Origin of the sequence: Sodalis-like endosymbiont of Proechinophthirus fluctus, from assembly GCF_001602625.1 — a bacterium.
Lineage (GTDB): Bacteria > Pseudomonadota > Gammaproteobacteria > Enterobacterales > Enterobacteriaceae.
Window position 1 is genome coordinate 14368 of the sequence record NZ_LECR01000035.1, and the last position, 1932, is coordinate 16299.

Consider the following 1932-nt stretch of genomic DNA (forward strand, 5'->3'; position numbering starts at 1 on the left):
GGCCGCTATATCATTACTGCCGTAACCGAGCATAAAGCGGTGGTAGATACCTGTCAGCATCTGGAACAGGAAGGCTTCATCGTTACCTGGTTGGTGCCGCCGGCGAACGGTATCATCACCCCGCAACAGTTGAGCGATGCGCTGCGGGATGATACGATTCTAGTGTCGTTAATGCACGTCAACAACGAAACTGGAGTGATCCAGGATATCGCGGCTTTTGGCGAACTATGCCGGGCCTGTGGGGCGCTGTTCCATGTAGACGCTACTCATAGCGTCGGTAAATTGCCCATCGATCTGGCCACGTTGTCAGTGGATCTGATGTCGTTCAGCAGCCATAAAGTCTATGGGCCGAAGGGCATTGGCGCTTTGTTCGTACGCCGTAAACCAGGAGTGCTGATCGAGGCCCAAATTCACGGCGGCGGTCACGAGCGCGGTATGCGCTCCGGGACGCTGCCTGTGCACCAAATTGTCGGGATGGGGGAAGCCTATCATCTCGCAGCGCAAGCGCTGACGAGCGAAATGTCGCGCCTACGGGCGCTGCGCGACCGGTTTTGGCAGGGTCTGCAGCAGATAGGGGGTGTATCAGTTAACGGCGACCTGCAGCAGGGGGTGGCGACGGTGCTTAATGTTAGCTTTCACAATGTGGACGGTGAGTCCCTTATCATGGAGTTGAAGGATCTTGCAGTCTCGACTGGATCAGCTTGTACTTCCGCCAGCCTTGAGCCGTCTTATGTCTTGCGCGCCATGGGCCTGGATGATGAGCTTGCTCACAGCTCCATTCGTTTCTCTTTGGGGCGGTTTACTACCACGGAAGAAATAGATTACGCCATCAGCCATACCCGGGCAGCTATTGCGCGAATGCGCGAGGTTGCGCCGCAGTGCGCCGGCAGTGCGAACCGGATGTTACGCTAAAAACTCCAATCGTTTGGCATACAGTCCTCGGTAGCGCTCCCGCGCCCCTTTGGGATGCCATCTTTCTCATCGACTGCGTCGATGGTCGTCTGGAAACAGGGTGTACGTCTGTGCACCGCGGTCCTGCAGTAGGATATATCGCCTTGAGGACCTCAGTGGAGTCCCTTGTTTATATTTATCTTTAGCCTCTGCTGGCGTTGCCACTGTAATGATAAAAGATGCGCCGTGGCACGCGCGGCTAAGACCTTTTAGCGCAACTTTATCATTTTTCTGTCATCGGTGTCAACGACAACAACCCTGTCGCTGCTTTTTTAGCCAGTTGCCCGCGCCGAAAGAAAAACTCCTGGCGGCGACCGTTATGGTCTGGTTAGATGAATCACATAAGTTGACGGCCGCTTTGATACAGGCGACCAGGAATCGCTATGACACCCCAATGTACCGGGATATGTACAGACGGAATTACTACCCAAATTTATTGGAGCAGTCTCATACTGACCGAAGCGATGCAATTCATGCTATCAACCGTACCTGCTGACCAGTGCTGGGGCGAAAAGGTGTTATTGAGCGCCGACAAACACGGAATGACCGTCCATGTGCCGAGCGAAGCCGGCGATGATCGGATTGTCGAACGCGATGACGGCGCGTCGCCGGGTAACCTTGCAGCATAGGGAAAAACAAGACGGCGGATCGGCGATTCCTTTTTTCGGTAGCAGTACTGGAAAGCGTGGTGGCGAGGCCGCATCCTATCTTCGCTCTACCAGTGCGCGCATTGTTCGCCATAACCACCGGGGCCGAGCTGTTTCTCAATCTCAACCTACTCTACAGTAAGTCCTTCTCCCCGGATGAAATAGCAGCATTGCTAAGAAACGACGGCGATGCGTTGGCCGAACTACAGGTTCTGGAAGGGAGATGCGCATGACCCTCAGCTAAACGGCGGACATGCCGCAACAGATGGTGGACTCGCTGACGGCGTTATTCGCGCAATATAAGCAGGTGCGGCGGCCTTATATTTGGTGTAAG

3 protein-coding genes are annotated in these 1932 nt (G+C 54.7%); all 3 read left to right on the forward strand.

The features are described 5' to 3' along the window. A partial coding sequence (locus tag BG74_RS03950) for an aminotransferase class V-fold PLP-dependent enzyme (RefSeq protein ID WP_066596747.1) occupies positions 1–912 on the forward strand: 912 nt, incomplete at its 5' end. Between the two features lie 422 nt (positions 913–1334). Further along, entirely contained in the window at positions 1335–1580 is a 246-nt protein-coding gene (locus BG74_RS12870) for a putative peptidase (RefSeq protein ID WP_244267264.1), read from the forward strand. A gap of 59 nt (positions 1581–1639) precedes the next feature. Beyond that, entirely contained in the window at positions 1640–1831 is a 192-nt protein-coding gene (locus BG74_RS03955; RefSeq protein WP_066596749.1) for a hypothetical protein, read from the forward strand. Positions 1832–1932: the final 101 nt, after the last annotated feature.

Excerpts from the sequence above, each read along its gene's own strand:
- BG74_RS12870 (WP_244267264.1), top strand. The coding sequence starts at position 1,335 with ATGACACCCCAATGTACCGGGATATGTACAGACGGAATTACTACCCAA.